The sequence below is a fragment of the Mesorhizobium sp. CO1-1-7 genome (assembly GCF_020164885.1).
Taxonomy (GTDB): Bacteria; Pseudomonadota; Alphaproteobacteria; order Rhizobiales; family Rhizobiaceae; genus Mesorhizobium; species Mesorhizobium australicum.
Genome location: NZ_JAIUHA010000005.1, coordinates 84,840 through 109,942 on the forward strand (window position 1 = coordinate 84,840; position 25,103 = coordinate 109,942).

The 25,103-nt window shown below is 63.5% G+C and carries 30 protein-coding genes; 14 read left to right on the top strand and 16 right to left on the bottom strand.

What is annotated here, in order from left to right:
- The first annotated feature begins 33 nt into the window (after nt 1-33).
- From LB516_RS12075 to moaB, 4 genes are all read left to right on the top strand, one after another.
- Entirely contained in the window at nt 34-897 is an 864-nt protein-coding gene (locus LB516_RS12075; RefSeq protein WP_224719751.1) for a S49 family peptidase, read from the top strand.
- Nucleotides 898-979: 82 nt separating this feature from the next.
- The gene (locus LB516_RS12080) at nt 980-1,165 is read left to right on the top strand and encodes a membrane protein (protein ID WP_015318848.1); all 186 of its coding nucleotides are present in this window, start codon (nt 980-982) and stop codon (nt 1,163-1,165) included.
- Between the two features lie 5 nt (nt 1,166-1,170).
- Nucleotides 1,171-2,094 (top strand): 4-(cytidine 5'-diphospho)-2-C-methyl-D-erythritol kinase, encoded by a 924-nt coding sequence (locus tag LB516_RS12085; RefSeq protein ID WP_015318849.1) that lies wholly within the window; start codon nt 1,171-1,173, stop codon nt 2,092-2,094.
- Complete coding sequence (gene moaB / locus LB516_RS12090) at nt 2,081-2,635, top strand: molybdenum cofactor biosynthesis protein B (protein ID WP_015318850.1); 555 nt, start codon at nt 2,081-2,083, stop codon at nt 2,633-2,635. Before LB516_RS12085 ends, moaB begins: the two co-directional genes overlap by 14 nt.
- Nucleotides 2,636-2,663: 28 nt before the next feature.
- Here moaB and LB516_RS12095 read toward each other — a convergent pair whose 3' ends face one another.
- Entirely contained in the window at nt 2,664-3,191 is a 528-nt protein-coding gene (locus tag LB516_RS12095; protein WP_015318851.1) for a glycosyltransferase, read from the bottom strand.
- Between the two features lie 150 nt (nt 3,192-3,341).
- On the opposite strand from LB516_RS12095, the gene LB516_RS12100 reads away from it, so the two are divergent.
- Together LB516_RS12100 and LB516_RS12105 are read left to right on the top strand one after the other, a co-directional pair.
- The gene (locus LB516_RS12100; protein ID WP_041163509.1) at nt 3,342-4,496 is read left to right on the top strand and encodes a PA0069 family radical SAM protein; all 1,155 of its coding nucleotides are present in this window, start codon (nt 3,342-3,344) and stop codon (nt 4,494-4,496) included.
- Between the two features lie 152 nt (nt 4,497-4,648).
- Nucleotides 4,649-5,344 carry a ribonuclease HII gene (locus tag LB516_RS12105; RefSeq protein WP_015318853.1) on the top strand — a complete coding sequence of 232 codons (696 nt, stop codon included), beginning with the start codon at nt 4,649-4,651 and terminating at the stop codon, nt 5,342-5,344.
- Nucleotides 5,345-5,473: 129 nt separating this feature from the next.
- Here LB516_RS12105 and LB516_RS12110 read toward each other — a convergent pair whose 3' ends face one another.
- From LB516_RS12110 to LB516_RS12140, 7 genes are all read right to left on the bottom strand, one after another.
- Nucleotides 5,474-5,965, bottom strand: coding sequence for a F0F1 ATP synthase subunit B (locus LB516_RS12110; protein WP_015318854.1), 492 nt, complete (start codon nt 5,963-5,965; stop codon nt 5,474-5,476).
- Nucleotides 5,966-5,975: 10 nt separating this feature from the next.
- Entirely contained in the window at nt 5,976-6,575 is a 600-nt protein-coding gene (locus LB516_RS12115) for a F0F1 ATP synthase subunit B (RefSeq protein ID WP_224719621.1), read from the bottom strand.
- A 62-nt stretch (nt 6,576-6,637) separates the two neighbouring features.
- Complete coding sequence (locus LB516_RS12120; protein ID WP_013896722.1) at nt 6,638-6,862, bottom strand: F0F1 ATP synthase subunit C; 225 nt, start codon at nt 6,860-6,862, stop codon at nt 6,638-6,640.
- A 66-nt stretch (nt 6,863-6,928) separates the two neighbouring features.
- A complete protein-coding gene (locus LB516_RS12125) occupies nt 6,929-7,687 on the bottom strand; it encodes a F0F1 ATP synthase subunit A (protein ID WP_140617330.1) in 759 nt (252 codons plus the stop codon).
- Nucleotides 7,688-7,743: 56 nt separating this feature from the next.
- Nucleotides 7,744-8,145 carry an AtpZ/AtpI family protein gene (locus tag LB516_RS12130; protein ID WP_140661441.1) on the bottom strand — a complete coding sequence of 134 codons (402 nt, stop codon included), beginning with the start codon at nt 8,143-8,145 and terminating at the stop codon, nt 7,744-7,746.
- Nucleotides 8,146-8,402: 257 nt separating this feature from the next.
- Entirely contained in the window at nt 8,403-9,584 is a 1,182-nt protein-coding gene (locus LB516_RS12135) for a cell wall hydrolase (RefSeq protein WP_140788090.1), read from the bottom strand.
- Nucleotides 9,585-9,724: 140 nt separating this feature from the next.
- The gene (locus LB516_RS12140; protein WP_224719622.1) at nt 9,725-11,011 is read right to left on the bottom strand and encodes an MFS transporter; all 1,287 of its coding nucleotides are present in this window, start codon (nt 11,009-11,011) and stop codon (nt 9,725-9,727) included.
- Nucleotides 11,012-11,127: 116 nt separating this feature from the next.
- Here LB516_RS12140 and LB516_RS12145 point away from each other — a divergent pair, with 116 nt between their 5' ends.
- A complete protein-coding gene (locus LB516_RS12145; RefSeq protein ID WP_224719623.1) occupies nt 11,128-12,048 on the top strand; it encodes a LysR substrate-binding domain-containing protein in 921 nt (306 codons plus the stop codon).
- Between the two features lie 36 nt (nt 12,049-12,084).
- Here LB516_RS12145 and der read toward each other — a convergent pair whose 3' ends face one another.
- A complete protein-coding gene (gene der, locus LB516_RS12150) occupies nt 12,085-13,515 on the bottom strand; it encodes a ribosome biogenesis GTPase Der (RefSeq protein WP_224719624.1) in 1,431 nt (476 codons plus the stop codon).
- Between the two features lie 61 nt (nt 13,516-13,576).
- Nucleotides 13,577-14,242 carry a tetratricopeptide repeat protein gene (locus LB516_RS12155; protein ID WP_140715064.1) on the bottom strand — a complete coding sequence of 222 codons (666 nt, stop codon included), beginning with the start codon at nt 14,240-14,242 and terminating at the stop codon, nt 13,577-13,579.
- A 237-nt stretch (nt 14,243-14,479) separates the two neighbouring features.
- On the opposite strand from LB516_RS12155, the gene LB516_RS12160 reads away from it, so the two are divergent.
- Entirely contained in the window at nt 14,480-15,487 is a 1,008-nt protein-coding gene (locus tag LB516_RS12160) for a polysaccharide deacetylase family protein (protein WP_224719625.1), read from the top strand.
- Nucleotides 15,488-15,517: 30 nt separating this feature from the next.
- On the opposite strand, the gene sbmA is transcribed toward LB516_RS12160, so the two are convergent.
- The 3 genes from sbmA to LB516_RS12175 form a co-directional block, all read right to left on the bottom strand.
- Nucleotides 15,518-16,777 (bottom strand): peptide antibiotic transporter SbmA, encoded by a 1,260-nt coding sequence (gene sbmA / locus LB516_RS12165; RefSeq protein WP_015318863.1) that lies wholly within the window; start codon nt 16,775-16,777, stop codon nt 15,518-15,520.
- A 113-nt stretch (nt 16,778-16,890) separates the two neighbouring features.
- Entirely contained in the window at nt 16,891-18,051 is a 1,161-nt protein-coding gene (locus tag LB516_RS12170; RefSeq protein WP_224719626.1) for a YbfB/YjiJ family MFS transporter, read from the bottom strand.
- A gap of 78 nt (nt 18,052-18,129) precedes the next feature.
- Nucleotides 18,130-18,360 carry a hypothetical protein gene (locus tag LB516_RS12175; protein WP_224719627.1) on the bottom strand — a complete coding sequence of 77 codons (231 nt, stop codon included), beginning with the start codon at nt 18,358-18,360 and terminating at the stop codon, nt 18,130-18,132.
- Between the two features lie 83 nt (nt 18,361-18,443).
- Between LB516_RS12175 and LB516_RS12180 the strand changes: the two genes are divergently transcribed.
- Genes LB516_RS12180 through LB516_RS12190 form a run of 3 tightly spaced genes read left to right on the top strand, consistent with a single transcriptional unit; the run spans nt 18,444 to nt 21,066 of the window.
- Nucleotides 18,444-19,436, top strand: a complete 993-nt coding sequence (locus LB516_RS12180) for a LysR substrate-binding domain-containing protein (protein ID WP_140617340.1) — start codon at nt 18,444-18,446, stop codon at nt 19,434-19,436.
- A complete protein-coding gene (locus tag LB516_RS12185) occupies nt 19,433-20,689 on the top strand; it encodes an aminopeptidase (protein WP_224595801.1) in 1,257 nt (418 codons plus the stop codon). Before LB516_RS12180 ends, LB516_RS12185 begins: the two co-directional genes overlap by 4 nt.
- A 23-nt stretch (nt 20,690-20,712) precedes the next feature.
- The gene (locus LB516_RS12190) at nt 20,713-21,066 is read left to right on the top strand and encodes a DUF488 domain-containing protein (RefSeq protein WP_015318868.1); all 354 of its coding nucleotides are present in this window, start codon (nt 20,713-20,715) and stop codon (nt 21,064-21,066) included.
- A gap of 99 nt (nt 21,067-21,165) precedes the next feature.
- On the opposite strand, the gene LB516_RS12195 is transcribed toward LB516_RS12190, so the two are convergent.
- Nucleotides 21,166-21,516 carry an ArsC family reductase gene (locus tag LB516_RS12195; protein WP_140661447.1) on the bottom strand — a complete coding sequence of 117 codons (351 nt, stop codon included), beginning with the start codon at nt 21,514-21,516 and terminating at the stop codon, nt 21,166-21,168.
- Between the two features lie 163 nt (nt 21,517-21,679).
- Between LB516_RS12195 and LB516_RS12200 the strand changes: the two genes are divergently transcribed.
- Together LB516_RS12200 and LB516_RS12205 are read left to right on the top strand one after the other, a co-directional pair.
- Nucleotides 21,680-22,036, top strand: coding sequence for an ArsR/SmtB family transcription factor (locus tag LB516_RS12200; protein WP_140661448.1), 357 nt, complete (start codon nt 21,680-21,682; stop codon nt 22,034-22,036).
- The gene (locus LB516_RS12205) at nt 22,033-22,512 is read left to right on the top strand and encodes an SRPBCC family protein (protein WP_140661449.1); all 480 of its coding nucleotides are present in this window, start codon (nt 22,033-22,035) and stop codon (nt 22,510-22,512) included. The genes LB516_RS12200 and LB516_RS12205 overlap by 4 nt, the downstream gene beginning before the upstream one ends.
- Nucleotides 22,513-22,605: 93 nt before the next feature.
- Here the strand turns inward: LB516_RS12205 and LB516_RS12210 are convergent, their stop codons facing one another.
- Nucleotides 22,606-22,959 (bottom strand): nuclear transport factor 2 family protein, encoded by a 354-nt coding sequence (locus tag LB516_RS12210; protein WP_140617345.1) that lies wholly within the window; start codon nt 22,957-22,959, stop codon nt 22,606-22,608.
- 125 nt (nt 22,960-23,084) lie between these two features.
- The gene (locus LB516_RS12215; protein WP_140823360.1) at nt 23,085-23,687 is read right to left on the bottom strand and encodes a 2'-5' RNA ligase family protein; all 603 of its coding nucleotides are present in this window, start codon (nt 23,685-23,687) and stop codon (nt 23,085-23,087) included.
- Between the two features lie 258 nt (nt 23,688-23,945).
- Here LB516_RS12215 and LB516_RS12220 point away from each other — a divergent pair, with 258 nt between their 5' ends.
- Nucleotides 23,946-25,103, top strand: coding sequence for a fumarylacetoacetate hydrolase family protein (locus LB516_RS12220; RefSeq protein ID WP_224642983.1), 1,158 nt, complete (start codon nt 23,946-23,948; stop codon nt 25,101-25,103).

Sequence of the window (25,103 nt, forward strand, 5' to 3'; positions counted from 1 at the left end):
ATGCCTGCAACCATCGCCGGAGACCACGCCATCGTGAAACGTCTTTTCAACCGCCTGCTGCCGAAGTCCTGGCGCTCCTCCGTCGTCACCGTTCCGGTCATCCGACTGCACGGCACCATCATGGCCGGCGGAGGCCAGTTCCGGCCGAGCCTGTCGCTTGCTTCCACCGCCGGACTGATCGAAAAGGCGTTTTCCTTCGAGGCGCCGGCGGTCGCGATCTCGATCAATTCGCCGGGCGGCTCGCCGGTGCAGTCGCGGCTGATCTTCAAGCGCATCCGCGACCTTGCGATCGAGAAGAATAAAAAGGTCCTGGTCTTCGTCGAGGATGTCGCGGCGTCCGGCGGCTACATGATCGCGGTCGCCGGCGACGAGATCTTCGCCGATCCCTCCTCCATCGTCGGCTCGATCGGCGTGGTGTCGGCCTCGTTCGGTTTCCCGGAACTGATGAAGAAGATCGGCATCGAGCGCCGTGTCCACACCGCCGGCCAGAACAAGGCGGTGCTCGATCCGTTCAAGCCCGAGAAGAAGGAAGACGTCGAGCGGCTCAAGGTGCTGCAGCTCGAAGTGCACGAGACCTTCATCGATCTGGTCAAGGAGCGCCGCGGTACGAAGCTGGCGGACGATCCGGACCTGTTCACCGGGCTGTTCTGGACCGGCAAGCGAGGCCTGGAGCTCGGCCTCGTCGATGCGCTGGGCGACATGCGCACGGTGCTGAAGAACCGCTTCGGGCCGAAGACCCAGCTCAGGCTGGTGGCGCCGCCGCGCGGTTTGTTCGGCCGCTTTGGCCTGTTCGGCTCGAGCAAGGGCTTTTCGGCGCCCGATATCGCGGCGGCTGCCGCCAGCGGCGTCATCAATGCGGCGGAAGAGCGCGCATCGTGGGCGCGCTTCGGGCTTTGAAAAAGCCATGAAAGCGTCTAGCATGGTTGCCCGAAAGACCCGACCGGCCGGTCTTACCGGCCCAGCGTGGTAGGAGTTTGACATGCCGCAGCTCATTTTTTTCGCCGTCGTCGGCGTCGCCGCCTATTTCGGTTACCGCACCTTCGTGCGCGAGGCTGAACGCGTGACGGCCAAGGTGCGGCGCACCGAAAAACAGGCGGCCAACGGCGCGATGGGAACGCTGGTCAAGGATCCGCAGACCGGCGAATACCGGCTGGCCAAGGACTGACCCTCATTTCACTCGCAATCGAGACTGCGGAATCGGGTCAGCGTGTCCGGACATGGGCCGCACCCGCCAAGATAAACCTAGCTTTGCACGTCACCGGCAGGCGCGCCGACGGCTATCATCTCATCGAAAGCCTGGCTGTGTTCACGCGCTTTGGCGACAGGATCGAGATCGCGCCGGCCGACGCCGATGAGTTCAGCGTGTCCGGCCGCTATGCGGCGGACGTACCGCTCGATGGCGGCAATCTTGTGCTGAAGGGCCGCGACGCCCTGCGGCAGGCCGCCGGCGTTCGGAGCACGCCGCCGGTAAGCATCAGGCTCGAAAAGAACCTTCCGGTCGCATCCGGCGTGGGCGGAGGGTCGAGCGACGCGGCGGCCGTGCTGCGCGGGCTGACCGAGAGCTGGGGGCTGGAGCTCGATAGCGCCGAACTGGCGCGGATCGGTCTTTCGCTTGGCGCCGATGTGCCGATGTGCCTGGCGGCAAAGCCGCTGGTCGCGCGCGGCATCGGTGAGGAACTGTCGATGGTGCCGGATTTTTCAGCACTGGGTCTCGTGCTGGTCAACCCGGGCGTGCCGGTCTCGACGACGGAAATCTTCGCCGCACTCTCCCGTCGCGATAATGAGCCGCTGCCGCCGCTGCCGCGCAGCATCGATTTTCACAGCCTGCGCAACTGGCTGGAAATCACCCGCAACGATCTCGAGCGGCCAGCCCTTGCGATGCAGCCCGCCATAGGCAGGGCGCTTTCATGGCTTGATAAGGCCGGATCGGGCTTTTCACGAATGTCCGGATCGGGCGCGACGTGCTTCGGCCTGTTCGAGACCGGCAATGTCGCCAAGCGCGCGGCGGCCGAGATCCGCGACCGCCAGCCCGACTGGTTCGTCGCGGCAACGCGCAGCATGGCGTCGGAGGCTGGGCGAGATGGCCAGAATTGACGAGAGCCGTGCCTTCATTCCGGTGCGCATCGCGGTGCTGACTGTTTCCGACACACGCAGCCTGGCCGACGACAAATCTGGCCAGACACTGGCCGATCGCATTACCAAGGCCGGCCACATCCTGGCCGCCCGCGATATCGTCACCGACGACCGCGAAAAAATCCGCGACGCCGTTCTGGCGTGGTCGCGGGACAAGGCCATCGACGTCGTGATCACCACTGGCGGTACCGGTTTTACCGGACGCGATGTGACGCCCGAGGCGCTGGAGCCGATCTTCGAAAAGCGCATGGACGGATTTTCGGAAGTGTTCCACCGCATTTCCTATGACAAGATCGGCACCTCGACTATCCAGAGCCGGGCGACCGGCGGTGTCGTCAACGCCACCTTCGTCTTCGTGCTGCCGGGATCGCCCGGCGCCTGCAAGGACGCCTGGGACGGCATCCTCGAGCCACAGCTCGATTACCGGCACATGCCCTGTAACTTCGTCGAGATCATGCCGCGCCTGGACGAACATCTGCGGCGCGGCAAATCGGCGTCGTAAGCAACGCCACGCAGAGCCGTTGCAAAAATCACCCCCCAGAGCGGTGCTGCTGCTTCGGCTGCGCTGGCCAGATTTCGGCGTCGAGCCGTCTGGTCGCCAGCCCGCGCGCTAAGGCCTCGGCGCTGCCGGCATTCTTGGACAGCGATGCCGCCTGTCGCTTGCTGATCACCAGTCCGTCGGCGAGCGCGCGGTTTGCCGAAAAGACCCGGGCCAGGAACGGTGGACGGCTGCCCCGCGCCCGCGAGAACCGGGCCGCTATTGTCTGCCTGGCCGTATGGGCGACGACGGCGTCGATCCAGCCCTCCACCAGCCTCGCACCCGGTTCGAGAAACAGCAGCCAGTCACCCTTGGCCTGGCGGATGCCGGCGGCGATGCCCCCGCTCCCCACATAGTGGCAGCCGGCATGCTCGGCGACGCGATGGGTCTGGTCACTGGAGCCCGTGTCGCAGACGACAACCTCACGCACCACGCCCTCGACCGCGCCGCCAATCAGCGTCGCCAGCGTACGGGCGAGCCCCTCCTCGTCATTGTGCGTTTCAATCAGAACACTGAGCATGATTAGCCGAATAGCGGAAAGCGTTGGTCGGCGCCAGTTTTTGCAGCGCACCATAGAAAGTTCTTGATTTGTTCTCATCGATAAAATAGGAATAATTTCATGAACAGAGCGATTCGACACAACATGGACAGTCCATGGGAGCGGGCGAAGATGGAACCGATCATGCGAGCCGACATTGCAGCCTTCGGAGCAGGGCGAGCCGAAATGGCCAATGCAATGATCGAGCAGAGCGGCATGCGGGTCCGTCCGGACCGCAACCGCGGCCGGTCGGCAGGCATCAATCCGTCCGGCCGGTTCGAACCTGTCAGCCGGCATGTCTTCGACGACGGCTGGAGTTCGCTGGAGGAACTTCCTCCCTTCAAGACCGAGGTGCAGGTGGAAAAGCCGCGCACCATCATCACCCGCAACGAATCGCCCGACATCTCCTTCGACCGGTCGATCAATCCCTATCGCGGCTGCGAACACGGTTGCGTCTATTGCTTCGCGCGGCCGACACACTCGTTCATGGGCCTGTCGCCGGGCCTGGACTTCGAATCCAAGCTGTTCGCCAAGCCCGACGCGGCACGCCTGCTCGACAAGGAATTGTCAAAGGATGGCTACCAGCCGCGCACCATCGCCATCGGCACCAACACCGATCCCTACCAGCCGATCGAGAAGCAGTACCGGATCATGCGCGAAATCCTCGAAGTGCTGGAGGCGCGCGGCCACCCGGTCGGCATCGTCACCAAGTCAGCCCTGGTCGTGCGCGACATCGACATTCTGTCGCGCATGGCGGAGCGGGGCTTGGCCAAGGTGGCGCTGTCGGTGACGACGCTTGACCGCATGCTGGCCAGGACGATGGAACCTCGGGCATCGACGCCGACCAAGCGGCTGGAGGCGATCAGGCAGCTTTCGGATGCCGGTATCCCCGCTTCGGTGATGGTGGCGCCGATCATTCCGGGCCTGACCGACCAGGAGATGGAACGCATCCTCGACTCGGCGCACCATGCCGGGGCGCGCGAAGCCGGCTATGTGGTGCTGCGCCTGCCGCTGGAGGTCAGCCCGATCTTCAAGGACTGGCTGCTGCGCCACTATCCCGACCGCTATCGCCACGTCATGTCGCTGGTCCGTTCGATGCGCGACGGCAAGGACTACGATTCGGAATGGGGCAAGCGCATGAAGGGCGCCGGACCCTATGCCTGGCAGATCGGCCGGCGCTTCGAAATCACCGCAAAGCGGCTCGGCCTCAATGCCGAGCGGCGTACGCTGCGGACCGACCAGTTCGTCGCTGCCGGCAAGGACCAGGAGCAGTTGATGCTGCTCTGAACCGAAAATCGCCTCGGCTGTTCATTGCCGCCGTGGCAAAGAAATCCCGTCCGGCCTGCCCCGGCCTGCAGACGGTGCCCTCCCGGTCCGGCGCCCCACCCGACCCGGAGGGACTTGCGGAGAATCGGAGCCGATGCGAACCTCGCCGCAACATGGCTCGCGCGCGTTCTGATTCTCCGCCTCTCTTCGAAATCGTCGAGAAACCCGATTTCTCCTTCGAGACGAAGGCGATGGCCGATGGTTTGTGGCCGGTCGCCGGGATGGACGAAGCCGGCCGCGGCCCGCTCGCGGGTCCCGTGGTCGCGGCGGCAGTGGTGCTCGACCCCGCCAATATTCCCGAGGGTCTCGACGATTCCAAGCGGCTTAGCCACCTGCAGCGCGAAGCGCTGTTCCTGCACATCATCGGCTCCGCTCTCGGCGTCTCGATGGCGTCGATCAGCGCCGAGGGCATTGATGGCACCAACATCCTCAAGGCGAGCCTCGAAGCGATGCGCCGCGCACTGGTCGGGCTGCCGGTGCAGGCTAAGCTCGCGCTCGCGGATGGGCGCGACGTGCCGCCGGGATTGCCCTGCGAGGGGCGCGCGCTGATCAAGGGCGACCAGCGCTCCCAATCGATCGCCGCAGCCTCGATCGTCGCCAAGGTCATGCGCGACCGCATGATGCGCGGCTGCGGCAACCATCACGGCCGCTACGGCTTCGAAGTCCATATGGGCTACGCCACGGTCCGGCACCGCACGGCGATCGAGGCGCATGGGCCAGTGGCTCGGCTGCATCGCACCTCGTTTGCGCCGTTCCGGCTGGGCGGGACTGAAGTGGTTGAGGAAGAGAGCTTGGCCGGGCTGGAGTAAGGCGACGGCAGTGGCAATTCCGATCTTCCCCACGAGGGCGGAGATTGGCCGCTTTGACGCGCCGCTTTCTCCCAAACAAAAAAGCCGCCAGGTTGCCCGGGCGGCTTCGTGTCAGCGACTGAAGAACGCTCAGTTCAGCTTGGCCTTCACATCCTGCAGCGCGGACCTGAACAGGTCGGCTCCGGCCTTGGCGTCAACCTTGGCGGCGAGCAATGCGCGTGCCGCCTCGACGGCTATATCGACGGCGCTGGCCCGCACTTCGGCAACCGCGTCACGCTCGGCTTGGCCGATCTTCTGCTCGGCAAGCGCGGTGCGCCTGGCAACGTAGTCCTCGGTCTTCTTGTGGGCGTCGGCAGCCAGCAGTTCGGCCTCACGCTTGGCGGCCGCGACAATGTCGGCGGCCTCCTGCTCGGCTTCCTTGCGCTTCTTCTTGTATTGGCCGAGCAGTTGCTGGGCTTCGTCGCGCAGCTTGCGGGCCTCGTCGAGCTCACTGCTGATCCTGGCGGCGCGGGCGTCGAGCGCCTTGGCGATCATGCCGGGCACCTTGATGTAGATGGCGATGGCCAGGAAGATGATCAGGGCAATCGTGGCCCAGAGCGTTGCGAGAGATGTAGCGTCCATGATGCGCTCCTCACCGGGCCACGGATTTGACCGCGGCCGCGATCTCGGCCTTGCTGGCCTTGCCGCCAACGAGTGCCTCGACGATCGCCGAAGCGGTATCCTCGGCGATGCTGCCGACTTCCTTCATGGCATCGGCCTTGATGGAAGAAATGCGTGCCTCGGCCTCGCCAAGCTTCTCATCGAGCGCGGCCTCGATCTTCTTGCGCGCGGTGTCGGCTTCCGCCTTCGCCGCATCGCTGGCCTGCTGGCCGATCGAGTTCGCGTTCTTCTTGGCTTCCGCCAGTTCCTGTTCGTAAGCGGCAACGGCGGCGTCGGCCTCGCCCTTCAACTTGGCCGCCTGGTCGAGATCCTGGCTGATGCGGTCGTTGCGGACATCGATGATGCCGCCGACGCGCGGCATCACGACCCGCTTCAGGAACAGGTAGAACAGCCCGAACGTGATCGCCAGCCACAGAAGCTGCGACGGAAACGTCTCCGGATTGAATGGCGGAAACGTGCCGTGCGCTTCGGCAGGCACGCTGGTGCCGGAATGCGTGTCTCCTCCGGTCGCAGCGTGGCTGGTGTCGGCTGATGGCGCGGACTCTTGCGCGAAGGCAGATGTCACGAACATGGACTATCCCCAGATATCAGGCCCGCCGCTTGCGCGGCCGACCTGTCCAATCTTCTCAGTACTCAGCCGAACAGGGCCAGCAGCGCAATGAGAAGCGAGAAGATGCCCAGAGCTTCGGTCACGGCGAAGCCGAAAATCAGGCGGCCGAACTGGCCGTCGGCGGCCGACGGATTGCGCAGCGCGCCCGAGAGGTAGCTGCCGAAGATGTTGCCCAGGCCAATGCCCGCGCCACCCATGCCCAGGCAAGCGATGCCGGCGCCGATGTACTTTGCTGCTTCTGCGTCCATTTGTTCAACTCCTTTGGATCTGAAAATTCCGTTGCTATTCCATCCGGCGTCGTGCCGGAAACCTGATTAGTGCGAAGGATGGAGGGCGTCGTTGAGATACATGCAGGTCAGCACCGCAAAGACATAGGCCTGCAACAGCGCCACCAGCAATTCGAGCGCCGTCAACGCCACCGCCATGGCTAGCGGCAGGATCGATCCCGCAATGCCGAGCGCACCCAGCGCACTGAGGCTGACCACAAATCCCGAAAAAACCTTCAGCGTGATGTGGCCGGCGAGCATGTTTGCGAACAGACGAACCGAGAGGCTGACCGGGCGCGACACGAAGGAAATCACCTCGATCGGAACGACAAGCACCATCATCAGGAGGGGCACGCCCTTCGGCACGAACAGCTTCAGGAAGCCAAGGCCATGCTTCATGAATCCATAGACGATCACGGTGCCAATCACCATGATGGCCAAACCGAAGGTGACGATGATGTGGCTGGTGATGGTGAAGAAATACGGGAACAGGCCGAGCAGATTGGCGACCAGCACGAACATGAACAGCGAGAACACGAAGGGGAAGAATTTCATGCCCTGCGTGCCGGCGGCATCGCGCAGCATGTTGCCGACGAATTCATAGGCCATTTCGGAGACCGACTGCAGCCGGCCGGGAACCAGGCTGCGGCTCGACGTCGTCAGGTACAGGAAGGCCGCGGCAATGACCACGGTCGCGACCATGAACAGCGCGGAATTGGTGAAGGACAGATCATAGCCGCCGATCTCGATCGGAACCAGCTTGATGATATGGAACTGGTGGATCGGATCGACCTTGTCAGCTGCCACGTTCAAACCCCGTCAATGCCGCGCACGGCTAAATTACCATTGCCGCGCCAGGGCGGCTATTTGCTGTCGTCTCGGTCAGGACGCGATTTATCGCCCTGTCCGAATTCCGCCACAACGCCAGCTGAACGCATGACATTGAGCACGCCGGCGCCAAAACCAAGCAGCAGGAAAACGATCAGACCCCACGGCGATGTCCCCGCCATACGGTCGATGATCCAGCCGATGCCGGCGCCTACCACCACCCCGGCGATAAACTCGCTGGATAGTTTGATCGCCTGACCGTATCCGGTCACTGGTTTCGCGTCGTCTTTCCCCTCGAGCCGGTTCGGCAGCCTTGTCGCAAGCGATGCTCCAAGTTCACGCCGACGTCGCTCAAGATCGTCGTCGCGGATTTCGGGGTCATGCTGCTTGCCGCGGCCGGTTTCTCCGGTTCCGTCTGGCCTGTTTTTCTCGGCCATCGCAACCCCCCTGCCCGGGCAGACCGTCACCGTCCGTCCGCTTCTAAAGTCGCCGGCAACATAGTTAGAGGGTTTGCGCCCGTCAAGCCACGGAGGGAAGTTCCGCGCTGTGTATTTTAGGTAGTAAAATCAGATAGTTGCAAAGGTGCGACATCGTGCCCTTTGCGATCGGCGGGATGCGCCGCGCGAATCCCCCCGACAATGGCTCTCCGATCGATCGTGCGACCGCGCGACAAGACGGGCGGGCGGCGGACCGTTCAGCTCCAGCCACCACCATAGGTCCGGTAGAAGATATGCAGGCCGATCTTGGTCATCTTCTGCATCGTGCGGGCCCAGCCGGGATGGACGTAATTGGCATAGTAGTGGGTCGACGATCCCACTTCCGGAATGAAGATCTTGCCAGCGGTGACGGCCATGCCGACATCCTGAGCGGTCTTGTAGGCGACCGGATTGTCGATGCGCTTCTTCCTGCCGTCGCAGGCGAAGGAGAACTGGCAGCGGTTGAACCAGCTGTCGTTCTGGTAGACGACGCCGCAGATCGAATTGGGATAGGCGGGGTTGCGGACCCGGTTGAGGATCACCTGGGCGACGGCGGCCTGACCGCGCACGGCTTCGCCGCGGGCCTCGAAATAAATGCCGTTGGCCAGGCACTTCTGCTCCGGCTTGGAGAAGACGCTGGCCGGAAGCGGATTCTGGATCCATGAATGGTCGCCCTTGGCCATCGGCGGAATGAAGCGGCCGCTGTTGGGCTCTTCATCCTGAAGCAGGGCTTCAAAGGGCGAGGCCTTGGCATAGTCCGGCGCGGATTGCGCATAGGCGGTCGCCAGCACATCGGGATGGTCGTTGTTGACCAGGGCCGCAAGCATGGCCGGCACGCCGGGATCCGGCTTCTTGTCCTCACGCGCATGGAATGCCGCGGCGATCTGGATTTCCTTGCCTTTGATCCGCGGCTTGGCGAAGGCCATTTTCAGATCGCCGTCCATGCTCGGCCGCATCAGCGAGGAGGTCCGCTGGAAGATCGAGCCGGCATTGAAGTTCTTCGGTGGCGCCACGGGAGAGACCTGGACGATGCGGCCCTTCTTGTCGGCGCGCACGACGCGATCCTCGTCGGGCGACCCGCTGACCTTGCCGCCCTTGCCGCGAAACGAGACGGCGCCGACACCGGGAAGGCGAACACCGGAACCCGAGATCGAGCTGGTGACGTCGGAATCGACGAACGGCATCTCGGCGGCGTGGACCGAACCGGCGACGGATTTCTCGACATAGGAATTCCAGCGCGTGGTCGGCGATTCAAGGCCGGAAACGAGGCTGGTCATGTCCTGGTAGGCAGCGACGGTCGGAAAGCCGATCCAGATACCGAGACCAATGATGAACGGAGACACAAGGCTGCGTTTCTCACCGGCGGCGGCCATCAGCCGCTTCAACACACGTCGATGCACGGAACTCTCTCCAGGAACGCAACTGACCCCACTGGAGAGCAAAATGATGCATTAACCTTGATGGGACGTTAACGAGGTCGGTCAGGTTTTCTCGGTCGGCTAGAGGTCGTGGGTTCGAAGTCGGGCGATTTTGCGGCGGCTCAGGCCCGCCGCAGGAAGATCGGCCAGGCGACCAGGGCGCAGGCGGCTGCCGACAGCCACACGCCAGGCCATGACCAGAGGTGCAGCAGCCCTGGAATGGCCACCGGAACCAGGAAGAAGCCGACGAAGACAAAGCTGTTGGCAAGGCTGAGTGCGGTTCCGACATGGCCTGCACCGGCAAGCGTGGCAAGCTCGGTATAGGCAACGCCGTGCCAGGCGGAGACCGAGATGCCGGCAACGACAAGCACCAGGGGCAGGACAGCGATCAGGAAGGATTGGCTGGCAGGCATCGTGGCAGCGGCCAGAACCAGCAGCCAGAGCACCACGAAGGCCAGTGCGCTCAGCGCACTGCACAAGCGAAGAAATTGACGGCGGTTGCCGTGGCGGTCGGTAAAGCGGCCGCTCCAGACGCGCATGACCATGGCGCCGAGCTGTACAACGGCGAGGCTGGCGCTGATCGCCGTCGTGCCAAGCCCGGCGAAGTCGTGCAGGAACACCGACGCGAAAGTGAGGACCGCCACCTGCGGAAAGCAGAGCAGGCCGATGGCGGTCGAGATGCGCCAGACCTCGATGTTGCGCAACGGTGCCGGTCCGGCCACATCAGATGAGACGGCGTCGCCCGCCATCGGCGGTTCGTGCAGCCAACGCCAGGCGAACAGGGCGGAGAGAGCGGATGCCGCCGCCAGAAGCCCGAACACCGCGGCGAAACCGAAAGCCAGGGCAAGCGAAGGCAGGACGAGCGCGCCAAGGCCGCCACCAAGCGGCACCGCCGTCTGCCGGATGCTCATGGCAAAACCACGCTCATTCTGCCGGAACCAGGCCATGATGGCGCGGCCGCTCGAGCCATTGACACTGCCGCCGAGCAATCCCGTGACGAGCAGGCTTGCCGCCAGCAACGTGACATCGGGAATGCTTGAGCTTGTCGGCACGACGAGCATCGCCATCGCAAGCAGCCAGGCCGCCGTTGCACCGAGGCCGACCAGAAGCACGCGACGATCCCCCCAGCGGTCGGTGAGCAGGCCCCATGGCAACTCACTGAGCGCAACCCCCAGGCCAAGAAGACCGAGCGCCAGGCCAAGCTCGGCATTGCTCAAGTGATAGCCTTGGCGAAGCACGACCGCCGTTGCCGGTATGCCGGAGAAAGTGGCCGAGAAACCGGCATTCGCGGCAACCCCGATGCCCAGGACCTTCCAGCGGTGGTTGGGGCCGAAGGTCCGGCCGGCCGCGGTCGTGGCGATGCCTCGCCCGGATAGCTGGCAATCGTTGCGAATGACGGTGGCAGACATGATTCCATTCCCGTGACGCCGGCCAAGCGGCCTTGACGGGAGGCATATAGCGCCATAGCTTCATCCATAAAATCAGGAAGATTTTGATCGATAATCCTGAAAAAAAGGACGATCTTATGCGCCGCGTCACATTCGATCTCGACGTGCTGAGGACTTTCGTCATCGGCATGGAACTGGGAAGTTTTGCCAGGGCAGCTGAGCGGCTTGGCCGCTCGACCTCCGCCGTCAGCGCGCAGCTGAAGAAACTGGAAGAGCAGGCCGATACGCCGATCTTCCGCAAGGCGGGGCGCGGCCTGTCACTGACCGAAGCCGGCGAGACGATGCTCGGCTATGCGCGGCGCCTGATTGAGCTCAATGACGAGGCAGCCCTGGCGATCCGCGACGTCGAACTGGAGGGCTGGGTGCGGCTCGGCCTGCAGGAGGATTTCGGCGAGGCCGTGTTGCCGGAAGTGCTCGGTCGCTTCGCTCGCGCCCACCCTAAGGTTCGGATCGAAGCACGGATTGGACGCAGCCACGAATTGGCCGAGCGTGTCCTCTCCGGCAACCTCGACATTGCGCTCGCCTGGCATGATGGCACGACGCTGCCGTATAGCCGGCATGTCGCCGACGTGCAGGCGCGCTGGATCGGCCCCTCGAAACCGATGGAGGCAGGTCCCCACGATGGCGAGGCGCTGCAGCTGGTCGTGTTCGAGGCGCCTTGCCTGCTGCGCACCGTGGCGACCGAGACGCTGGATCGTGCCGGGCGGCCCTGGCGGATGGCGTTCTCCAGCCCCAGCCTTGGCGGCATATGGGCGGCGGTCGCGGCGGGCCTCGGGCTGACGATCCGCACCGATATCGGCCTGCCCGCGAATGTCCGGGCGCTCGCGCCCGGAATGCTCGGACTGCCGCCGCTGCCGAAGATGGCGCTGCATCTGCATCAGAAAGACGCCGAGCTCGATCCGGTCGCGGCGCGGCTGGCCGGCATCCTGCTGCAATCGGCGTTCGAAGCGTTGCCCGAGGGTGCCGAGATCAAAGAAAACCTGCTGAAAGTCGCTTAGCCGCAGCTCTCGGCGGAGGCGGTTGCCACCCTATCGTCAACGCTTCTTCGCACGGCCGGCGAACGGATTGTCCGAAGTGCGCAGCGCGATGCGGATCGGTACGCCCGGCATGTCGAAGGCTTCGCGCAGGCTGTTGGAGAGATAACGGATATAGCTTTGCGGCATCGCGTCCGGCCGCGAACACTGGACCACGAAGCCCGGCGGCCGGGTCTTGGCCTGGGTGACGTATTTGACCTTCAGCCGGCGCCCGGCGACGGCAGGCGGCGGGTGATGCGTCAGGATGGCTTCAAGCCAGCGGTTGAGCTTGCCGGTCGAAACACGGCTGTTCCAGACCTTGTGCGTCTTCAACACCGCATCCATCAGCTTGTCGAGGCCGCGTCCGGTCTCGGCCGAGACCGGCACGGCCTGGATGCCGCGCGCCTGCGGCAACAGCCGCTCGGTCTTCTCGCGCAGTTCGGCCAACAGTTCCTGCGGGTTGTCGATCAGATCCCATTTGTTGAAGGCGATCACCGGTGCCCGGCCCTCGCGGATGATCAGATCGGCGATTTGCAGGTCCTGCTTTTCGAAGGGAATGGTGGCGTCGAGTACGATGATGACGATCTCGGCGAAACGGATGGCGCGCAGGCCATCCTGCACCGACATCACTTCCAGCTTTTCGTGGATCCTGGCCTTGCGGCGCATGCCGGCGGTGTCGAACAGTTTGATGCGGCGGCCGCGCCAGTCCCAGTCGACCGAAATGGAATCGCGGGTGATGCCGGCTTCCGGTCCGGTCAGCAGCCGCTCCTCGCCGATCAGCGCGTTGATCAAGGTCGATTTGCCGGCGTTCGGCCGGCCGACGACGGCGATGCGCATCGGCTTGGTGTCGTCATAGGATGGCTCGGCGTCCGGATCGGCGATGTCTTCGCCGATCAGCACCTCGCTGGCGGCGGCCTCTTCGTCGTCTGTATCCTCGTCTTCACCGAAGGCGCGCGCCTCGCCGAGCGCTTCGATCACGGCGTCGCGCAGGTCGGGCATGCCCTGGCCGTGCTCGGCAGAAACCGGGATCGGTTCGCCAAGGCCAAGTTCCCAGGCCTCCAGCATGCCGCCCTGGGCGCCCTTCGCCTCGGCCTTGTTGGCGACCAGCACGACCGGCTTGCCGGATTTTCGCACGATCTCGGCAAAGGTCCTGTCATCCGGCAGCAGGCCGGACTTGGCGTCGATGGTGAAAAAGATCAGATCCGCCTCGCGGATGGCGATTTCGGTCTGCGCGCGCATGCGGCCTGGCAAGGTCGAAGCGCCGGCGTCCTCGAAGCCCGCGGTATCGATGACATCGAAATGCAGATCGTAAAGCTTGGCGGCGTGGACGCGGCGGTCACGGGTCACGCCCGGCGTGTCGTCGACGAGCGCCAGCTTTCTTCCCACCAGCCGATTGAAAAGCGTCGACTTGCCGACGTTAGGTCTGCCGATGATGGCGACTTTGAATGTCATCCGACCCTACATCTTCCACGCATGTCGTGGTGCCAAACCGCTGCGCGCCTTGGGCAAGGGGTCACGATGCACTGCCCGACCCGCGGATCAGCTCGGACATCAAGGTCGCCCGCTCGCGCGTGTTGCGCGGGGCGCCATCATCGGCGGCGATCTGATCGAACAGCTTCAGCGCATCCTGGGTCTTGCCTTCCTTCCAGGCGGCAAGGCCAAGCGCCTCGCGCGCGCTGTGGCGCAGCGTGTTGGTGTCCGACGTCAGCGCCTCGACGCGGCTCGACACGTCGGCGAAGGAGCCATGATCGACGAGCAGGAACGCCGCCCTCAGCCGCGCCATGTCGCGCAGGCCCTGGGGAATGGCGGTGTCGGCGGCGACATCGTCGAAGTCCTTGACGGCGGCATCGACGTCGCCCTTGTTGGCCTTGACCGTCGCGGCACGCATGCGAGCGAGCAGCGGATAGGCGCCGTAGCCATCCTTTTCCAGCTGATCGAGCGCGGCCAGCGCGTCATCGTTCTTACCGTCATTGGCGAGCTTCAGCGCCTGCGAGAAGGCATCGCCGGAGCGATTGGCGCGCGTCTCGTCCCAATAGCGATAGCCGACGAAGGCCGCAGTGCCGAGCACCACAAGCACCGCAATGACAAGCAAGGCCGGGCCAAAACGGTCCCACAGCTTCTGCGCCTGCTCGCGACGCATCTCATCATTGACTTCGCGAATAAAACTGTCGTCGGACATCAATCAAACCATTCCTGCCCCGGGCCGGGGCGGTTCATGAGCCCGCGTTTTAGCGAAATTTTGTCGGCATGGAAGGGGTTCGGCCGGAAAATCGGCTATTCCTGGGGCAAACAAATGTTTGTCCCCGGGGCAAACCAATGTTTGTCCCCGGAGCAAACCCACGAAATCCCCAATCGCACAGGCGCCACATTTGCGCGATAGCCGGCTTGCCGACATCCGGAGCCCGTGAATTTGCCAATGCCTTGTTTGTCCCGCGTTGTTTTGTTCTCGCTTGCCTCACTCGCCACCGCCGGCGCGGCCCTGGCCGATCCGCCCGCGCCACCAGCACCGGCAAGGCCGAAGCAGATCGTGATCATCTCCTTCGACAGCGCGCGCGACATCTCGCAGTGGAAGCGCAGCCGGGCGCTGGCCCAGCGCACCGGCGCGCATTTCACCTATTTCCTGTCCTGCGTCTTCCTGCTGTCGCCCGAGACACGCGGCCAATACACCGCGCCTGGCAAGACGGCGGGCAAATCCAACATCGGCTTCGCCGCCTCCAGGCAGGACGTGGCCGAGCGGCTGGAACAGATCGGCCTCGCCGCCCAGGAGGGTCACGACATTGCCAGCCACGCCTGCGGTCATTTCGACGGCAAGGACTGGAGCAAGGCAGACTGGCTGAAAGAGTTCGCCTCCTTCGAGCACATTTTCGAGAACGCCTATGCGATCAACGGCATTGCGCCCGAACCCGAGGGCTGGCGGGAATTCGCGCGGCATGCGGTGGCGGGTTTCCGGGCGCCGTATCTGTCGACTGGCAAAGCGCTTTACGAGGCACTCCCGGCAGCCGGCTATCGGTTCGACGCCAGCGGCGTTTCAATGGGTCCTGCCCTGCCGCCGACCGTTGGCGGCGTCACCCGCTTTTCCCTGCCGCAGATTCCGGAAGGGCCGAAATCACGGCCGGTGATCGCCATGGACTACAATCTGTACGTCCGCCATTCCGGCGGCTTCGAGCGGCCTAGCAACGCCGGCGAGTTCGCGGACCGGACCTATCAGGCGTTTCGCGCCGCCTTCGACGCGCAATATCGGGGCAAGCGCCTTCCGCTGGAACTCGGCTTCCACTTCACGCTGATGAATGACGGCGCCTACTGGAATGCGCTGGAGCGTTTTGCCGGCGAAGTCTGCGTCAAATCAGATGTCGAGTGCATCAGCTTTCGAGATTACATCTCGCGGCAGGATGGCGGCCAGGAGCAGGCGCCGGTTGGCGGCTGAGCCGCCAACCGGCGTTTCGTCAGAGCATCCCTAGGCCGGATCCCCGGCCCCTTGCCTTGCCAGATAGCGCTGGTCGATATCGGGCAACGGCTCGCCTTGCAGCGTCGCCTCGAAGGCGCGCAGGCGTTTGTGCACCGATTGCAGCTCGACGATGGTCGACCATGAGGTAAGCAGGAACTGCAGCGAACCCGTCACCTTGCCGAACGCGTTCGATATCTGGTTCAGCGCGCCGAAGGTTATCTTGTGCGCGACCAGCGACGGGCCCAGGATCAGCAGCGAGAAAATGTTGTCGGCCTGAAGGTAGGTGTACCGGACGACGTTGAAATAGATGTAGTGGAAATAGAGCCGGAAATAATTGTGCCGGACATTGGCGAACAGCTCGGCGGTGGTGGCGGGTTGCGCCCTGTCCGCATGATCCTCGCCATAGACCAGCTCCTTGCGGTAAGCGGCTTCGACGCGCTGGTTGCGGAACTGCAGGCCGGGAAGCTTCATGCCGGCAATCATCACCGAGATCGTGCCGAACAGACACCAGGCAAGTGCCGCGACCACCAATGGCTGCGGGATCGCGCCGATGATCGGCAGTTCGCTGATGTGGGCCTGCAACTGGATCATCACCGGCAGGAAGGCGATCAGGGTCATGATCGACTGGACAAAGCTGGAACCGAGATCCTCCATGATCTGCGAGAACCGCATCGTATCTTCCTGGATGCGCTGCGAAGCGCCCTCGATATGGCGCAGCCTGCTCCAGTTCTCGATAAAGTAGTTGTTCATGGCTGTGCGCCAGCGGAAGATCCAGTGGCTGACGATAAAGGCGTTGACCACCTGCACGTTCATGCCGACCAGGGCCAGCCATGAGAAGTCGGCCAATCCGGTGTAGAACTCGGCGTTCGTCGACTTTCCGGTCCCCGACATCAGCCCCTGTACATAGTCGAAGAACGGGCCGTACCACGCGTTGACGGCGACGCTGACCTGCACGTTGAAATAGATGAAGAACAGGATGACCGCCGTCATCAGGATCGACCAGCGCTGCCATGGGTGCGGCGAATACCAACTCCAGAACGCGTAGAAGATGGCCACGCAAAGCGTGAAGTAGATATAAAACCAGAGGAATGGCTTCGATACGAGAATGGCGATGCCGATGATGGGTGGCGCTCCGGGAGCAGCAGGCGGCATGCCGAAAACCGCCCCCAATTGCTCCCCGCCGAAAAACCAGAACAGGATCGCCGCAAGGCTCCAGATGGCGGCCGAAGAGAAGAACAGCTTCGGCTGCGGGAAGAAGGATACGAACACTGTGGCGAATTCCTCGATCGATGCGCAAATCAGCAGGTTTGAGCCGGCATAAGGTCACACATTAGGGGGAAAGAAAATGCCTGCCCGATGCCGGTGCAGAGCAAGACCACAAATCATGGCGATTTTGGCGCAGCGGACCACGTGACGGCGCCGGAGGCGACCAGGACGGCCGCGGCGACGATCGAGGCGAGGAAGAAATCGCCCGATGCCTGCGCTAAAAGCCCGGCCGCGATCGGGCCGATGATCTGGCCAAGACCGAAGGAGGCGGTCATCAGGGCAAAGATGCGCCGGGGCGACGCAGGGGCCTGCTGCCGGGCGGCGTGCAGGCCAAGTGCCGTGATGGCAATGAACGTGCCGCCGAGCAGCACGCCGCCAAGCAGCGGCCCCATGCGCCCGCCGGTGGCGACGCTCGCGGTAACGCCGACAACTTCGACGAAACATCCCAAGGCATAGGCGGCATAAAGCCCGATCCGCGCCGCTATCTTCTGCCACAGCCAGACCGAAGGAAAACCGGCAAGACCGGCAACCATCCACACCATGGCCTCGAAGACGCGGCTGCCGCCGCCTTGGCGGACGATGGCGACGAGGAAGGTCGCCGTCACCACATAGCCAAAACCGAACAGGCCATAGGCGACGATCACCTTCATCAGCGACCGATCTTTCGGCAGCGCCGGTTCACGGCCGACCTCGCCATTGATGAGCGGACCCTGGTTCACCAGCAGCGCCACGGCGACGAAGCCGCCAGCCGAAATCGCCCCCGACCACAGCCAGCCCTGCGCCCAGCCGGCATGCTCGGTGACCAGCACCGTCATCATCGCCGCCGATATCGCTATGCCGAGGCCGACGCCGCCGAAATGCCAGGCCTGCAGGTCGCCGCGCCCGGCGGCCGCGATATGGCTGAAAACGATGCTGGCCATGAACACCATGACGAAAGCGCTCGCCAGACCGGCCAGAAAACGAATGGCGACGAAGGCGGCCATAGCGTCGGTCAGCCCCATCGAGGCGGCCAGCACGGCGCTGGCACCGAGGGCGCCCAGCATCAGCAAACGCTCGCGTCCATGTGCCCAGCTGCCCGCCGCCGCCAACGCGCCAACGAGATAGCCTAGATAATTCGCCGAGGCGATCCAGCCGGCATTGGCCGGCGACAGATGCAGTTCCTCCATCATGCCAGGCAGGATCGGCGTGTAGACGAAGCGGCCGATGCCCATGGCGACGGCCATGGCGATCATGCCGGCGAAGGCGTAACGCAGCGCTGTCGATTGGGGCGAAGTCATTGCAGTGCACAATAGATGTGCGAGCGGGTGAAACAATCCGCCTCGTGTTGGGCCAGTGCCCTGATCGCGATCGCGCGCTCAGCAGCGATCGCCGAAACCGGCGCTCGGTGAAACGGTCTCATACGCGGTCCGGCGCGCCGTCAACCGGAACGGCACATCACCGAGTTCGCGCTCCGACATCACATCCAGCGCGGGGTGGGCAAGCGGATCGGTCAGCCAACTCAGCGTATCGAAGTCGCAGTCCGTGTCATCCGGCGAAGTGGCCGCGACCAGGGCCTTCAGCAACATGCTCAGCATTTCCGGCTCCATGGGCCTGTTTCCACCCATAAGGTCTGCCGTTTCGATATCCGTTTCAATTGAGATTTCGGCCGGATCGGTTTAGAAAATCTCAAATGGCCATGCTCAACCGCGTTCATCTCAACGGCCTTCGCGCCGTGGAAACCGTCGCCCGTCTCGGCTCGCTCGCCGCCGCCGCCGGCGAACTCAATGTTTCCGTCAGCGCCGTCAGCCAGCAGATCAGCCGCACCGAAAAACAGCTCGGCCAGGCACTGTTCGAGCGCACGACCAGCGGCCTCGTCCTGACCGAATTCGGCGCCGTCTTCGCGGCCCGCCTGGGCACTGGATTTCGCGAGCTTGCCCAGGCCGTGGCACTGGCCGACGAAGCCAGCCAGTGCACATTGGTCGTTTCGGCGGCACCGGCCTTTGCCTCCAAATGGCTGCTGCCACGGCTGTCGCGGCACTTCGACCGGCATCCCAACGTGCTGCTGCGTATCGACGCTTCAGTGCGGCTGGCCAATCTCGATCACTCGGACGTCGACATTGCCATCCGGCTTGGCGACGGCAAATGGCCGGGTGGAAAGGCGGAGCTGCTTTTGGCGCAGGAAGTCTTCCCGGTCTGCGCGCCCGGGATTGCCAGAAAACTTACGTCGATCTGCGACCTCGCCCAGACCTGCGCCATCACCGACGAGCGGGCCATGATCAACTGGGAAAGCTGGTTCGCGGCCGCCGGCGTTCAACCCGTTACCTTCCAGAAAGGCGCGAGCTTCACCGACCCGATGCTGTGCCTGGAATCGGCGATCGCCGGCCATGGCGTGATGCTCGGCTGGCAATTGCTGACGGCCGATGCGCTGGCCGACGGGCGCCTGGTGGCGCCGTTCGGAATTCGCGCCCAGAGCGGCCTCGGCTACTGGCTGGTGACCTCCGCCACCAAGGCCGAGAGCCGCAAGGTCCGGGACTTCATGATCTGGATCAAGGAAGAGATCGCGGCGACGATGGCGCGGTTCGGATCGTCGGTCGCGGAGCCCAGCGGCACGATCACGGTGGAAAGCACCGCGGCACCGGTCTATGTTCAATCGAACATCCCAAGACGACAGGCAGGATCATGACCACACATTCGCGCGGCGTTTCCGCAACGATCGACCCGGTGAAGCTCGACAGGCTGGCGGAAGTCGCCATCAAGGTGGGGCTGCAATTGCAGCCCGGACAGGACCTGGTGCTGACATCGTCGATCGCGGCCCTGCCGCTGACCAGGCGCATCGTCGAACACGCCTACAAGGCCGGTGCCGGGCTGGTGACGCCGATCTTCAACGATGACGAGATGACGCTGGCGCGCTACCGCTTCGGCGCCGATGCTGGCTTCGACCATGCCGCCGGCTGGCTCTACGAAGGCATGGCTAAGGCCTTCTCCAACAACGCAGCCCGGCTTGCCGTGCGCGGCGAGGATCCGTCGCTCCTGTCGGCGCAGGATCCGGCGAAGGTGGCGCGCGCCAACAAGGCCAATTCGATGGCCTACCAGCCGGCGCTGGAGAAGATCACCGGCTTCGACATCAACTGGAACATCGTCGCCTATCCGGATCTGGCCTGGGCCAGGCAGGTTTTCCCCGGCGATGCCGACGATGTGGCGGTCGCGAAGCTCGCCGACGCCATCTTCGCCGCCTCGCGGGTGGATGTGGAAGACCCGATCGGCAACTGGACGGCGCACAATGCGGCGCTGCGCGGCCGCACCGAATGGCTCAACAGCCATGATTTCCATGCCCTGCATTTCGCTGGACCGGGCACCGACCTGACGGTCGGGCTGGCGGATGGCCATGAGTGGATGGGCGGCGCCTCGACCGCCAAGAACGGCATCACCTGCAATCCCAACATCCCGACCGAGGAAGTTTTCACAACTCCGCATGCGCGGCGCGTCGAGGGCCATGTCTCCTCGACCAAGCCGCTGTCCTACCAAGGCACGCTGATCGACGACATCTCGGTGCGCTTCGAGGGCGGCAGGATCGTCGAGGCCAAGGCGTCGAAAGGTGAGGACGTCCTGAAGAAGGTGCTCGACACCGACGAGGGCGCGCGTCGTCTGGGCGAAGTGGCGCTGGTGCCGCATTCCTCGCCGATCTCGGCCAGCGGCCTGTTGTTCTTCAACACACTGTTCGACGAAAACGCCGCCTGCCACATCGCGCTCGGCCAATGCTATTCGAAATGCTTCGTCGACGGCGCCTCGCTCAGCCCTGACGAAATCGCGGCGCGCGGCGGCAACAAGAGCTTCATCCATATCGACTGGATGATCGGGTCGGACAAGATCGACATTGACGGCGTCGCCAAGGATGGCAGCCGCGTGCCGGTGATGCGCAAGGGCGAGTGGGCCTGAGGGGTTCGGCGTAGGGAGGTCGAATGGCTTTCGACCTGATGGTCAAGCGGATTTACGAACCGCCCGCTGCCGATGACGGGCAGCGGGTGTTGGTTGACCGCATCTGGCCGCGCGGCGTCAGCAGGGAGCATGCCGCGCTGGCACTGTGGCTGAAGGAGATCGCGCCGAGCGACGACCTGCGGAAGTGGTTCGGGCACGAGCCGGCACGTTGGGCGGAATTTCGGAAGCGGTACGGGGCTGAGCTCGACGGGAATGGTGAGGCGGTTGCGCAGCTGCGCGGCTTGCTTGGCGAGGGCAAGGTAACGCTGCTCTACGGCGCGCATGATGAGGCGCACAATAATGCGGTGGCGCTGGCGGAGTATTTGAGCGCGGGTTGAGGCGCTCGGACCTTCGCAAACAGGCGGGACAGCGCCCCCCTCTGTCCTGCCGGACATCTCCCCCACGAGGGTGGAGATCGGACGTCGCGACGCTTCCGCCTACTTCCCCACCGTCTGCTCATAAACCTCCGGCTTGAAGCCAACCACCACCCGATCGCCGATCTCCAAGACCGGCCGCTTGATCATTGTCGGCTTGGCCAGCATGAGCGCTTTCGCCTTCTTCTCGTCGAGGCCTTGCTTGTCCGCCTCCGGCAGTTCGCGAAACGTCGTGCTGCCCTTGTTAAGCAGCTTTTCCCAACCGACCTTGCCGACCCAGCCATTCAGCTTGCCCGCCTCGATCCCTTCTGCCCGATAGTCGTGGAAACGATAGGGAAGGTCATGGCTCTCCAGCCAGACGCGCGCCTTCTTGATCGTGTCGCAATTGGTGATGCCGTACACGGTGATGGTCAAAGTGCTCTTCCCTTGGGCTGACAGTCGAATCCGTTTCGCAGCCTAAAACCGCCCTTCCCGCTTGGCCAGCAGCTTGGCCAACATTGCCGTAAATTTGCGCTTGCCAACACTAAGGAAATTACCTAAGTGTTTTCGACCGCTTTGACAACCCGGGGACCGATCGATGACCAGCCTCCAGAGTAGAAATCCAAGCCTCCCGCCGATCGACGGCATTTTTCGCGCGCTTGCCGACCCGACGCGACGGCGCGTGGTCGAGCGGCTGAACAGGAGCCCTGCTTCGGTCAGCGAACTGGCCCAGCCTTTCGAGATGGCCCTGCCATCCTTCATCGACCATCTCAAGATTCTCGAAGGCTGCGGGCTGGTTCGTTCGCAAAAGACCGGACGGGTCAGGACTTACGAGCTTGCGCCTGAACCGTTGAAGCTCGCCGAAAGCTGGCTGGCCGAACAGCGTACAGTTTGGGAACGCCGCCTCGACCAGTTCGATGCCTATGTCATGACCCTCAAGGAGACAGAAAAATGAGCTATCCGTTCAAGCCGGATCCTAGACTGGACCTGACGCTGGAGCGCGTAATCGATGCGCCGCGCGAATTGCTTTGGCGAGCCTGGACGACACCTGAGCATGTCAGGCAGTGGTTCACGCCGAAGCCGTGGCTGATCACCGACTGCGAGATCGACCTCAGGCCGGGCGGCCTGTTTCGGACACGCATGCAGTCGCCCGACGGCAAGGAGGTCAGTGACCGCCACTGCTGCTATCTGGAAATCGTGCCCAACGAGCGGCTGGTGTGGACGGATGCGCTGCTGCCCGGCTATCGACCCTCGGGCGAGCCTTTCATCACCGCGGTCATTTCGCTCCATCAGGATGGCCAGGGTACGCGCTATACCGCCACAGCCATTCACCGTGACCAAGCCACCCGCGACAACCATGAAGAGATGGGTTTCTTCGACGGCTGGGGCACGGTGGCCGATCAACTTGCGCAGTATGTGAAGACGATTTGAACGCTCCCAGCGGCCAGAGGATCGCTCTGGCCGCCGTGCAAATTTTCAACCTTGCCGCAAAGAGAGCAAAGCTGGGAAGACCGATTTCCGGCCTCAGTAGTAAAAGCGCTCTTCGGTGATCTTGCCGTTCTTGACCGTGTACAGGCCAACCTCATCCATGGTGACACGCTCGCCGGTGGCCTTGGGCGTTATGTCAAAGGTGAAGCGCACCGCGAATTGATCGCCGTTGACATAAGGGCCCTCGACCGAGCCGCCATGCACTTCGTGGTTCTCTTGCCACCACTGGCTTTTCTGCCTGAGGGCCTCCTTGCCGTGACTGACGGCCATCGGTCCCTCCATCGCTTCGTAGCTGATGATATCGTCCGCATTGTATTTTTCGGCAGCACCTTCGTTGTTGCCCTGCTTGAGAAGTTCGGTGAACTCCTTGGCGATTTCCGTGACGGTCATTTTTGTTCCTCCTGTTCAGACGCATTGCAAGTAGGGAACCGCTTGCGGACCTGCCATCGCGGACAGGTCGATAGCTGACATGACCCTGTCAGGATGGGGTGTCGCGCGAACCAGCGCGTCCTTCGTTACATCGCAATCAGCGGCCAACGTTCCAGAAAGTCATATTGCGTCAGCCCGCGCAGGCTGTGCACGAGAATGAACTCCCGCGCCACGAAGCTGATCGGCTCGATCGGCAGTTGTGGGATAAGTTTCTGGTCATAGGCAAGGGTCATATGAGGGACGAACCCGTCTGACGCCTTCAGGCCTTCACGCAGCATTTCGGCGCCGAGATTCCCGCTCAGTTCACAAACCGGTCCGTCATCGGCCACAAGCACGAAGGGATGCTTGGCCGGTCGGCCTGTTGTCGCCGGGCGGCCAGGAAAGCTCCTGGCGTGGCGAAAGGTGATCTCAAAAGCAGGCATCTTGACGCGCTGCCCCGATCGGGTGGCCGCAAAGATGATCTTCGACCGCAGCCGCTTGTAGTCCCCGACATGCTGCTGGCTGACATGAAAACGCTCCGGTATCAGCGGTGAGCCGGCTATGCCACATTTGTCGCATAGCCGGCTTTGACAATCAGCAAACCGAAAATAATCCCCTGCCTGCAGAAACACGCCGAAGAAGACACGATCGGGCTTTTTGGGCCGCCTTGGCGGTTCTGGAATTCCGAAATCTAGTTCGCCTTGGTACATTACCTATACGCTCGCCAAGGAACGCCTCCGTTCTGTTCTGGCGCCCAGAACAAAACACGAACAATTCTCTGAGTCAAGTTGGAGTAACCGGACCCTAAGCCCGGTGATGTCCTTGACATCCGGACATCGTGGATGACCCAGTCGGCATATTCGCGGCCACCGCTCGACTGCTTGGATGGGATAGACCTTTGAATGGAATCCGGCGAAAGTGCCGCGCCGACCGGGCCAGCATTTTCGATTCAACGAGGAACCCAACTCATGACCAACCCGACACATCTGCCCGCTGAAGGCTTGTTTGTCGGCCGCGCCAGGAGCGGCGATGCCTCGCACCCCCTGGTCGTCACGGTGCGCGACGGCACCGTCTTCGACATCACATCCAGCGCGGCGCCCACCGTGCGTGACGTCTGCGAATTGGCCGACCCGGCCGGCCATGTGCGCTCGGCCACGGGCAAGCCGATCGGTTCACTCGACGATATCGCGTCCAACAGTTTCGAAGCCACGCGCGACCGGGCAAAACCCTTTCTGCTGTCGCCGGTCGACCTGCAGGCGATCAAGGCTTCCGGCGTCACCTTCGTCGTCAGCCTGCTCGAACGGGTGATCGAGGAACAGGCGCGTGGCTCGGCTGATAAGGCCGACGCCATCCGCGCCGACATTGCGGGTCTGATCGGCCATGATCTTTCGAAGCTCAAGCCCGGTTCGCCAGAGGCGATGGAGATCAAGGCCAAGCTGATTTCGCGCGGCGCCTGGTCGCAATATCTGGAAGTGGGCATCGGCCCCGATGCCGAGATCTTCACCAAGTGCCAGCCGATGGCCTCGGTCGGCTTCGGCGCCGATGTCGGCCTGCATCCGGTTTCGACCTGGAACAATCCGGAGCCGGAGATCGCCATGATCGCCGCCTCGAGCGGCAGGATCGTCGGCGCCACCATCGGCAACGACGTCAATCTGCGCGACGTCGAGGGGCGTTCGGCGCTGCTGCTCGGCAAGGCCAAGGACAACAACGCCTCGGCCTCGCTTGGCCCCTTCATCCGGCTGTTCGACGACACGTTCTCCACCGCCGACGTGAAGCAGGCCGTCGTGCGCCTGAAGGTCGAGGGCGAGGACGGGTTTTCGCTGGAGGGGGCAAGCTCGATGGCCGAGATCAGCCGCTCGCCGGAGGAGCTGGTTGCCGCGGCCATGGGCCCGCATCACCAGTATCCGGACGGGCTGGCGCTCTATCTCGGCACCATGTTCGTGCCGTCGAAGGATCGCGGCGAAAAGGGCAAGGGGTTCACGCACAAGGTCGGCGACATCGTCACCATCTCGTCGGAAAAATTCGGCGCGCTGGTCAACCGCGTGCGGCTGTCGCCCGATTGCCCGCACTGGACCTACGGCGCCAGCCATTTGATGCGCGACCTGGCCAAGGCCGGCCTGCTCTAA

Coding starts and splice junctions, on each gene's coding strand:
- LB516_RS12120 (WP_013896722.1), bottom strand. CDS start 6,862: ATGGACGCAGAAGCAGCAAAGTACATCGGCGCCGGCATCGCTTGCCTG.
- moaB (WP_015318850.1), top strand. CDS start 2,081: ATGGCCAGAATTGACGAGAGCCGTGCCTTCATTCCGGTGCGCATCGCG.
- LB516_RS12095 (WP_015318851.1), bottom strand. CDS start 3,191: ATGCTCAGTGTTCTGATTGAAACGCACAATGACGAGGAGGGGCTCGCC.
- LB516_RS12175 (WP_224719627.1), bottom strand. CDS start 18,360: ATGGAGCCGGAAATGCTGAGCATGTTGCTGAAGGCCCTGGTCGCGGCC.
- LB516_RS12145 (WP_224719623.1), top strand. CDS start 11,128: ATGCGCCGCGTCACATTCGATCTCGACGTGCTGAGGACTTTCGTCATC.
- LB516_RS12115 (WP_224719621.1), bottom strand. CDS start 6,575: ATGTTCGTGACATCTGCCTTCGCGCAAGAGTCCGCGCCATCAGCCGAC.
- LB516_RS12105 (WP_015318853.1), top strand. CDS start 4,649: ATGGCTCGCGCGCGTTCTGATTCTCCGCCTCTCTTCGAAATCGTCGAG.
- LB516_RS12180 (WP_140617340.1), top strand. CDS start 18,444: ATGGCCATGCTCAACCGCGTTCATCTCAACGGCCTTCGCGCCGTGGAA.
- LB516_RS12210 (WP_140617345.1), bottom strand. CDS start 22,959: ATGACCGTCACGGAAATCGCCAAGGAGTTCACCGAACTTCTCAAGCAG.
- LB516_RS12205 (WP_140661449.1), top strand. CDS start 22,033: ATGAGCTATCCGTTCAAGCCGGATCCTAGACTGGACCTGACGCTGGAG.
- LB516_RS12130 (WP_140661441.1), bottom strand. CDS start 8,145: ATGGCCGAGAAAAACAGGCCAGACGGAACCGGAGAAACCGGCCGCGGC.
- LB516_RS12140 (WP_224719622.1), bottom strand. CDS start 11,011: ATGTCTGCCACCGTCATTCGCAACGATTGCCAGCTATCCGGGCGAGGC.
- der (WP_224719624.1), bottom strand. CDS start 13,515: ATGACATTCAAAGTCGCCATCATCGGCAGACCTAACGTCGGCAAGTCG.
- LB516_RS12185 (WP_224595801.1), top strand. CDS start 19,433: ATGACCACACATTCGCGCGGCGTTTCCGCAACGATCGACCCGGTGAAG.
- LB516_RS12080 (WP_015318848.1), top strand. CDS start 980: ATGCCGCAGCTCATTTTTTTCGCCGTCGTCGGCGTCGCCGCCTATTTC.
- LB516_RS12170 (WP_224719626.1), bottom strand. CDS start 18,051: ATGACTTCGCCCCAATCGACAGCGCTGCGTTACGCCTTCGCCGGCATG.
- LB516_RS12215 (WP_140823360.1), bottom strand. CDS start 23,687: ATGTACCAAGGCGAACTAGATTTCGGAATTCCAGAACCGCCAAGGCGG.
- LB516_RS12190 (WP_015318868.1), top strand. CDS start 20,713: ATGGCTTTCGACCTGATGGTCAAGCGGATTTACGAACCGCCCGCTGCC.
- LB516_RS12155 (WP_140715064.1), bottom strand. CDS start 14,242: ATGTCCGACGACAGTTTTATTCGCGAAGTCAATGATGAGATGCGTCGC.
- LB516_RS12220 (WP_224642983.1), top strand. CDS start 23,946: ATGACCAACCCGACACATCTGCCCGCTGAAGGCTTGTTTGTCGGCCGC.
- LB516_RS12160 (WP_224719625.1), top strand. CDS start 14,480: ATGCCTTGTTTGTCCCGCGTTGTTTTGTTCTCGCTTGCCTCACTCGCC.
- LB516_RS12100 (WP_041163509.1), top strand. CDS start 3,342: ATGGAACCGATCATGCGAGCCGACATTGCAGCCTTCGGAGCAGGGCGA.
- LB516_RS12200 (WP_140661448.1), top strand. CDS start 21,680: ATGACCAGCCTCCAGAGTAGAAATCCAAGCCTCCCGCCGATCGACGGC.
- LB516_RS12110 (WP_015318854.1), bottom strand. CDS start 5,965: ATGGACGCTACATCTCTCGCAACGCTCTGGGCCACGATTGCCCTGATC.